The organism is Roseovarius sp. (assembly GCF_040223625.1).
Taxonomy (GTDB): domain Bacteria; phylum Pseudomonadota; class Alphaproteobacteria; order Rhodobacterales; family Rhodobacteraceae; genus Roseovarius.
In genome coordinates this window covers 47,111-54,971 of sequence record NZ_JAVKFX010000042.1, presented here as the reverse complement: position 1 = coordinate 54,971, position 7,861 = coordinate 47,111, and the positions used below count along the sequence as shown (strand labels likewise).

The window sequence follows — 7,861 nt, the reverse complement described above, 5'->3', positions numbered from 1 at the left end:
ATTTGGACCCCAAGCTCACGAACACCATAACGGCCCGTGGCAGACCTAAGCCACATGCACAGGCCTGACACACGACCGGTACCGATCACGCAACCAGAACCGTCCGAAGATTGCCTTGCTAAACCGGGAGCATCCACACATGATTTGTAATCAGTAGGTCGGGAGTTCGAGTCTCTCTGGGGGCACCACAAGCCACTGCAATCGCTGAACTTCTGCCATGCCCCGCGCCCCGCCCGTCGGGGTGGTCGCGCGATTTCCGCATGTCGGAAATTTTCCTTAAATCGTCACAAATTGGCCGGAATGCTCGGGAAAAACGTAACCATACCGCCGGCTTAGCCCTTCGCCACGCTCGGCGGTTTTGTACGAGTGCATACGGAGACAAGTGATGTTCAACAAGACCGCAACGCTGGTGGCCGGCGCGATCTGCGCAGCCGCCTTCACCACCCCGGCGCTGGCCGCCGACGAAGCCACGGCCAACCTCGGCGTCAGCGCCATCGTGGCCGACACCTGCATCCTCGCGGCGGCCACGCCCCTGGGATTCGCCACCATCAACACCCAGGAAGCCTCGGGCCAGGTGACGCCCGGCCTCGTGACCGTGACCTGCACCGCTTCGCGCGGGGCCATCACCGTCACCCTCGATGGCGGCGGCAACGCCGACAGCGGCGTGCGCCGGATGACCTCCTCGGGCGGCGATTTCCTGCCCTACAGCGTCTTCAAGGATTCCGGCCATTCGGAATCCGTCGCCGTCAACGGCGCGGTCTATACCGGCCCGGTCTCCGCCGCGGTGCCCAAGCCGATCCCGGTCTACGGCCAGATCCCCGCGGGCAGCTACAACGCAGGCACCTATTCCGACACGCTCCTCGTGACGCTGAGCTACTGACCCCTTTCGAGCAGCAAATAACAAAAAAGGCAGATTCCATGAAACTCCATACCCTTAGCAGGGGCGCCCGCGCCCTGGGCCTTGCCGCCGCCGTCGCCCTTCTTCCCACCATCACCACCGCCGACAGCGTCGCCGTCTCGCCCACCCGCATCACCGTGCCGACCAAGGCCAACCAGACCTCGCTGACGGTCAAGGCCGGCGGCCGCGAGGCCTCGGTCGTGCAGCTTCGCGTGGTCGCCTGGACCCCGGGGCAGGACCCGCGCCAGGTCAGGGCCACCCGCGACGTGGTGGTCAGCCCGCCGGTCGCCAAGCTGCGTCCGCGCCAGGAACTGACCGTGCGGGTCGTGCGCACCAAGAAACGCGCCGTGCGCGGGCAGGAATGCTACCGCGTGCTGGTCGACCGGCTGCCGGGCCGCGAACAGGCCGGGCAGGCGGTCAAGCTGCAGGTCCGGCACTCCGTGCCGCTGTGCTTCAACTCATGACGGAAACGGCGGGCGGGGGCCGACCCCGCCTGCCGGTCCTCGATGTCGCATTCTCGCACCAGATGGGCAGGGCTGGCCTGGGTTGCGTTGCTGGTGGCGGTTGAACCCGCCGCTCCGGCAAGGTCCGAGTCCATGTCGACCGCCGAGCTGACCGCCACCGCCGAGGTGGGCGGGCTCGACGACGCCGTGCCGCTGTTCCTCGCCGTCAGCATCAACGGCGAGGATACCGGCCTGATCGCCGAATTCTCCGCCGACATGGACGGCAACAACATGACCGCCACGCGCAAGGAGCTGGGCGAGATCGGCATCAAGCCCCCCGCCGGCATCTCCAGGACCGTCGCGCTCGACGATATCGACGGGCTTTCCTACCGCTACGACATCGCCGAACAGGCGCTGCTGATCGAGGCCCCGCACGCGGCCCTGCTGCCCGAGGTGATCTCGGCCGGCTATGCCGCCGCCTTCGAGCCCGCCGACAACGCCTACGGCGCCGCGCTCAACTACTCGCTGGTGGCCGAGCAAAGCTTCACCGGCGGGTTTTCCGACGGCATCGGCGCCTTCTCGGCCAGCCTCAACGGCTGGGCCTTCGCGCCCATGGGCCGGTTCGGCTCGACCGGGCTGATCAACGGCCCGCTCACCACCGGCGGCCCGATGAAGGCGCTCCGCCTCGACACCGCCTTCATCAAGGATTACCCCGACAAGGCGCTGACCCTGACAATAGGCGATTTCGCCACCTCCGGCCCCAGCTGGATGCGCCCGATCCGCATGGGCGGGGTGGAACTGCGCCGCAATTTCAACCTCCGCTCCGACCTGATCACCGATCAGCGCTTCTCCTACCAGGGCGCGGCGGCGGTGCCCTCCTCGGTCGACGTGTTCATCGAGAACAACCGCGTCTTCTCGACCCAGGTCGACAGCGGCCCCTTCCGGCTGGAAGACGTGCCCGTGCAGGGCGGCGGCGATGCCGAGATCGTGGTCAACGGCACCGACGGCCAGCTCACCCGCCGCACCGTCAGCTTCTTCAGCTCGGCCCGCCTGCTCAAGAAGGGCATGGCCGATTACAGCATCGGCATCGGCTTCGCCCGCGAGGGGTTCGGCATCGAAAGCAGCGATTACGGCAAGGAGGAAATCGTCACCGCCAGCCTGCGCTACGGCGTCACCGAGAAGCTGACCGTGAACGCCCAGTACGCCACCATGCCCGACCTGCATGTCGCGGGCGTGGGCTTTTCCGCCGTGCCCTTCGCACTGGGCGAGGTCCACGCCTCGGTCGCGGCCAGCCAGTACCAGGACAGCCTCGGCTACTTCGCCGAGCTCGGTGCCAGCACCGAGCTCGCCGGGGTCGAGGTCAACGCCACCAGCACCCGCACCACCAAAAGCTTCGCCGATCTCGCCGATGTCTCGGGGGTGAACTACCTCGGCAACGCCAACGGTTCGCTGCTCGAGGTGCCGCTGGCGCAGGACGTGGTCAGCCTGTCGGTGCCCATGGGCCGCGACAACCGCCGCCTCGGCCTCGCTTATGTCCGCGCCGAACGCCCCACCTCGCGCGACAGCCTCGCCTCGGTCTCCTACGGCACCACCATCGGCAAGCGCCGCAGCGCGATCAGCGTCAACGGCGCCTACAATTTTGAAACCGGCGACACGCGCATTTCCTTCGGCCTGTCGATCAAGCTCGGCAAGCGGACCCATGCGCGCTCGTCCTACTACACCGACATGCGCGGCGAGAACACGGCCGACATCTCCTACACCCGCTCGATGGGCGAGGAGATCGGCGATTACGGCTACCGCGTCCAGATGGCGCAGCGCGACGACAGCACGCCGGTCCGCCTCAAGGGCGACCTGCGCAGCCGCTACGGCGTGCTCTCGGGCGAGGTGCAGCAGGATGCCGACGCCACCTACCTCCGCGCCCAGATCGACGGCGCGGCGGCCTTCACCGGCGGCAAGTTCGCCTTCGGCAACCAGGTCCGCGACAGCTTTGCCGTGGTCGATCTCGGGGTCGGCAACGTGCCGGTCTACCTCGACAACCGGCCCGTGGCGAAGACCAATGGCAAGGGCCGGGTGCTGGTCAACGGGCTCAACTCATACCGCCGCAACCGGGTGTCGGTCGACGTGAACGACCTGCCAGACGACGCGACGCTCGGCGTTACGGCGGTGGAGCTCGTCCCCTCGCGCGGCGCCGGCCAGCATGTCGATTTAGGCGGCGCCGACACCGGCGGCGTGCTGGTCCTGCTGCAGGATGCGCAAGGCCGGCCGCTGCCGCCCGGCTCGGTCGTGCACGCCAATGGCGGGCGCGAGGAATTCTACGTGGGCTATGACGGCGAGACATGGATCGAGAACGCCAAACCCGCCAACACGCTCGAGGTCCAGCTTGCAGGCCGCAGCTGCACCGCGCGCTTCGGCTACCAGCCCAGCGACGCCGTGCAGGACATGATCGGCCCGGTGGCCTGCCGGTGATGCGCGCGCTGCTCCTTCTCCTCGCCGCGCTTTTCGCGCTGGCCCTGCCCGCCGACCGCGCCCGGGCCGCCACCTGCGAGGCGCAGATGAGCGACATCGCCTTCGGCTCGGTCAGCCTGCGGGCGGGCGCGGTCAACCGCACCTCCGGCTCGCTGACCATCGACTGCTCCAACGCGCTGGTTTCGGTCGTGGGGGTCTGCATCCGCTTCGGCCCGGGCTCGGCCGGGGCGGGGCCGGGCAACGCGCCCCGCTACCTGCGCAACGGCGGCGGCGACGCGCTGGCCTACAACCTGTCCGCGGGCGGCTACGGCGCGCTTTACGGCACGCTGAACGAGGTCTTCGTCGAGGTGCCCATCGTGCTGGGCCGCGGCCGCGTCACACTCCCGGTCTATGCCGAGATCCTCAGCGCCGGCACCGAGTTCGACACCGGCCACTACCAGTCCGTCTTCTCCGGCGCCGCCCATATCGAGATGAGCTACGGCCTGCTGAGCTGCGACCTCTTCGGCACCAGCCAGAGCGTGCCCGATTTCCGCGTCTCCGCCGAAACCGTCGCCAGTTGCGAACTCGACGTGGGCTCGATGAGTTTCGGCCAGGTCAGCGGGCTGGCCTCGCGTCCCGCCGATGCCGAGGCGGCGATCGACATCCGCTGCACCGCCGGCACCAGCTACACGGTCTCGCTCGGCATGGGCGAAACCCCCGGCGTGACCGACCCCACGGCCCGCCGGATGCGCAGCCTGACTCACTCGCTGGTCTACGGCCTCTACCGCGACCCGGGCCGCAGCATGGCCTGGGGCGAGGCCCCGTCGCAGCGCGCCCAGGGGGCGGGCAGCGGCTATGGCCAGTGCTACATGGTCTACGGGCGCATCCATGCCGGGCAACAGACGGCGATCGGCGTCTACAGCGATTCCGTGGTCGTGACGGTGCATTACTAGGTCGGCGGGGCAGGGGGGCCGCACCGACCCCGCACCGATCCCGCACCGACGCGATACCGACAAAATACCGACGTTATACCGACGTTGGGAAACCCCTATGCGCGAACCGCCGTCGCCCCACTTCCGCATGCCATGTATCTACCGCAGTTCAGAAAAGAATTCCGCACTGCGGAACAGACCTTCCGGTATTTCGCTTTACAGTCCCCCCATTCGCGGCTTGTTTTGAGGCCGATCCGGCACCGCGGCAAAAGCCCCTCGGCCCCGCCGCCGCCGAACCATGGGAGGAACCTGCAAATGACCTATTTCAAACAGACTTTCTGCGCCGCCGCCATCCTGGCCGCGGGGGCCATCCCGGCCCGCGCCGAAACCCTGACCATGCTGTCGAGCTGGGACGAAAGCTACAACGCCGTCCCCGTCTTCGCCCAAGGCTTTGCCGAGAAGCTGGCCGAGAATTCCGGCGGCGACCTCACGGTCGAGCTGCGCGGCCCCGAAACCGTCTCGCCCTTCGAGCAGCTTCAGCCGGTCTCGGCGGGCCTCTTCGACATGCTCTTCACCCACGGCGCCTACCACCTCGGCGAGACCGCCATGGCCTTCGGCATGGACGCGGTCACCGACGACCCCGAGGCGCGCCGCGAAAGCGGCATCTACGACGTGATCGACAGCCACTACAACAAGCGCAACCTCAAGCTCATCGGCGTCTTCTCGGCCGCCTCGGGCTATCACATCATGCTGCGCGATCCGATCGGCGAGGACGGCGCGCTCGAAGGCCGCAAGATCCGCGCCTCCGGCACCTACCATGACCTCGTCACCGAGCTTGGCGGCTCCGTCGTGACCCTTCCGGCCTCGGAAATCTACTCCGCCCTCGAACGCGGCGTGGTCGACGGCGCGGCCTGGCCGGTCTTCGGCGCCATGGACTACAAGTGGTACGAGGTCGCCGACTACATGACCCGCCCCACCTTCGGCGTCACCAACCTGTCGCTGTTCATGAACCTCGACACATGGAACGGGCTGAGCGAAGATCAGCAGCAGATGGTGGTCGACACCGCCAAGACGCTGGAAGTCGAAGGCCGGATGCACTTCGAGGACCTGTGGGAGAAGGAAGACAAGGCGATGCAGGAGGCCGGGCTCGAAATCACCCAGTTCGGGGACGAGACCGCCGAGAACGTGAACGCCATCTTCGCCGCCGGCATCTGGAAACAGGTCGAGGAGAAGGCGGGCGAGGACGGCGCGGCGTTCCACGACCTGGCCGTCGAAAAGGGCCTGACCGCCGAGTGAACCGGCCCGACCCAGGAAGGAACATGACCGGATGAAACGCCTCTGCCGCGTGCATGACGCGATCACCAGCGCCACGTTCTGGGCGGCGTCCTTCGGGGTTCTCTACCTCACCCTCGTAACGGCCGGAGAAGTCTTCGGCCGTTACGTCATGGCCTCCCCCTCCGACTGGTCGCCCGACACGGCGGCGGTGGCCTTCGGCCTGATCACCTTCCTCGCGGTGCCGTACCTGACGTGGAAATCCGGCCACGCGTCGATGGATTTCATCGTCAACGCCGTGCCCCGGCGCGTGTCGGTCGGCATGATGCGGATCAACTACGTCATCGGCTTCGCCGTCTGCGCGCTCTGCGCCTGGGTGGGCGGGGTCGAGACGGCGCGACAGATCACCTCGGGCGTGATGATCGTCTCGGTCACGCCCATCCCCAAGTGGGTCGTCTTCGTGCCGCTGGTCTACGGGCTGGCCAATTCGGCCCTCTATTTCATCCGCCATTTCGTGGCGACGTTCGGGCAGGCGCCCGACACAGACAAGGGAGCGCCTTCGTGGAGTGGTACGTAATCCTTGGCAGCGTGTTCTTCCTGCTGCTGGCGCTCTTCCTCATGGGGCTGCCGATCTTCCTGTCCTTCCTGCTCATCAACGTGGGCGGGCTCTACATCCTGACGGGCGACATCAAGGGCGTGCTCCTGGTGGTGAACTCGATGTTCAGCACCTCGACCAGCATATCGCTGGCCGCCATCCCGCTCTTCGTGCTGCTGGGCGAACTTCTGTTCCGATCCGGCTCGGTCAAGATCATCTTCGACGCGGTCGACGCGCTGGTCGGCAATTTCCGCGCCCGGCTCTATGCCGTCAGCATCGTGCTCTCCACCGTCTTCGGGGCACTCTCCGGCTCGGCCATGGCGGTGGCGGCGATGATGGGCTCCTCGCTCCTGCCCGAAATGCAGAAGCGCGAGTATGACCGCAGCCTCTCCATGGGCACCATCCTCGCCGGGGCCAGCCTCGCGCCGATCATCCCGCCCTCGGTGATGGCGGTGGTCCTCGGCATCCTGTCGAAGGTCTCGATCTCGGCCCTGCTGGTCGCGGGCATCCTGCCCGGCATCCTACTGGCCGTGGCCTTCCTGCTCTACACCATGGTCCGCGGCTTTCTGAACCCCGACGTCGCGCCGCTTTCGGAAAGCGCCGCGCGACCGTGGTCCGACCGCGGCCGCACCGCGCTGCGCGCCGCGCCGTTCCTGCTGATCATCGTCACCATCCTCGGCCTCATCCTCGGCGGCATCGCCACGCCCACCGAGGCCGCCGCCAGCGGCTGCGTCGCCGCCGCCATCATCTGCACCATCTTCGGCAACCTGCGCCTGTCCTCCCTCATCGAGGCGCTGCGCTCGACCGCCATGATCACCGCGATGATCATGATCATCATGGTCTGCTCGGTCTCGTTCAGCCAGCTCCTCAACTTCACCGGCGCCACGTTCGAGCTGGTCAAGCTCGTCTCGGCCCTGACCCTGCCGCTGGTGCTGATGTTCATCATGCTGCAACTGCTGCCCTTCGTGCTGTGCATGTTCATCGACCAGATCGCGCTGATGATCATGCTGGTGCCGATCTACCAGCCGATCATCGGCGCTCTGGGCTTCGATCCGATCTGGTTCTGGACCATCTTTCTGATCAACATGTCGATCGGGGGCATCACCCCGCCCTTCGGCTACACGCTCTTCTCGCTGCAGGGCGCCTCCGACGGCATCCCGATCCAGGCCGTCTACCGCTCGGTGCTGCCCTTCATCGCGATCTTCATCGCCGTCATCGCCATCCTCGCGCTGGTGCCGGAGATCATCCTGTTCCTGCCGTCGCTCCTCTGACGGCC

7 protein-coding genes are annotated in these 7,861 nt (G+C 67.1%); all 7 read left to right on the top strand.

All coding sequences use genetic code 11. The features are described 5' to 3' along the window. The first annotated feature begins 385 nt into the window (after positions 1-385). The 7 genes from RLN94_RS13095 (at position 386) to RLN94_RS13065 (ending at position 7,856) form a co-directional block, all read left to right on the top strand. Entirely contained in the window at positions 386-880 is a 495-nt protein-coding gene (locus RLN94_RS13095; RefSeq protein WP_350129709.1) for a Csu type fimbrial protein, read from the top strand. A 38-nt stretch (positions 881-918) separates the two neighbouring features. Next, positions 919-1,362 carry a fimbrial biogenesis chaperone gene (locus tag RLN94_RS13090; RefSeq protein ID WP_350129706.1) on the top strand — a complete coding sequence of 148 codons (444 nt, stop codon included), beginning with the start codon at positions 919-921 and terminating at the stop codon, positions 1,360-1,362. 132 nt (positions 1,363-1,494) lie between these two features. Further along, entirely contained in the window at positions 1,495-3,807 is a 2,313-nt protein-coding gene (locus RLN94_RS13085; protein WP_350129703.1) for a fimbria/pilus outer membrane usher protein, read from the top strand. Beyond that, a complete protein-coding gene (locus RLN94_RS13080) occupies positions 3,807-4,739 on the top strand; it encodes a Csu type fimbrial protein (RefSeq protein ID WP_350129699.1) in 933 nt (310 codons plus the stop codon). The genes RLN94_RS13085 and RLN94_RS13080 overlap by 1 nt, the downstream gene beginning before the upstream one ends. Positions 4,740-5,033: 294 nt before the next feature. Then, a complete protein-coding gene (dctP, locus tag RLN94_RS13075; protein ID WP_350129696.1) occupies positions 5,034-6,014 on the top strand; it encodes a TRAP transporter substrate-binding protein DctP in 981 nt (326 codons plus the stop codon). A 31-nt stretch (positions 6,015-6,045) separates the two neighbouring features. Further along, a complete protein-coding gene (locus tag RLN94_RS13070) occupies positions 6,046-6,567 on the top strand; it encodes a TRAP transporter small permease (RefSeq protein ID WP_350129693.1) in 522 nt (173 codons plus the stop codon). After that, positions 6,552-7,856, top strand: coding sequence for a TRAP transporter large permease subunit (locus RLN94_RS13065; protein ID WP_350129690.1), 1,305 nt, complete (start codon positions 6,552-6,554; stop codon positions 7,854-7,856). Before RLN94_RS13070 ends, RLN94_RS13065 begins: the two co-directional genes overlap by 16 nt. The last annotated feature ends 5 nt before the right edge of the window (positions 7,857-7,861 follow it).

Bases quoted from the DNA above. Each gene is read 5' to 3' on its own strand.
- RLN94_RS13095 (WP_350129709.1), top strand. From the start codon at position 386: ATGTTCAACAAGACCGCAACGCTGGTGGCCGGCGCGATCTGCGCAGCC.
- RLN94_RS13090 (WP_350129706.1), top strand. From the start codon at position 919: ATGAAACTCCATACCCTTAGCAGGGGCGCCCGCGCCCTGGGCCTTGCC.
- RLN94_RS13085 (WP_350129703.1), top strand. From the start codon at position 1,495: ATGTCGACCGCCGAGCTGACCGCCACCGCCGAGGTGGGCGGGCTCGAC.
- RLN94_RS13080 (WP_350129699.1), top strand. From the start codon at position 3,807: ATGCGCGCGCTGCTCCTTCTCCTCGCCGCGCTTTTCGCGCTGGCCCTG.
- dctP (WP_350129696.1), top strand. From the start codon at position 5,034: ATGACCTATTTCAAACAGACTTTCTGCGCCGCCGCCATCCTGGCCGCG.
- RLN94_RS13070 (WP_350129693.1), top strand. From the start codon at position 6,046: ATGAAACGCCTCTGCCGCGTGCATGACGCGATCACCAGCGCCACGTTC.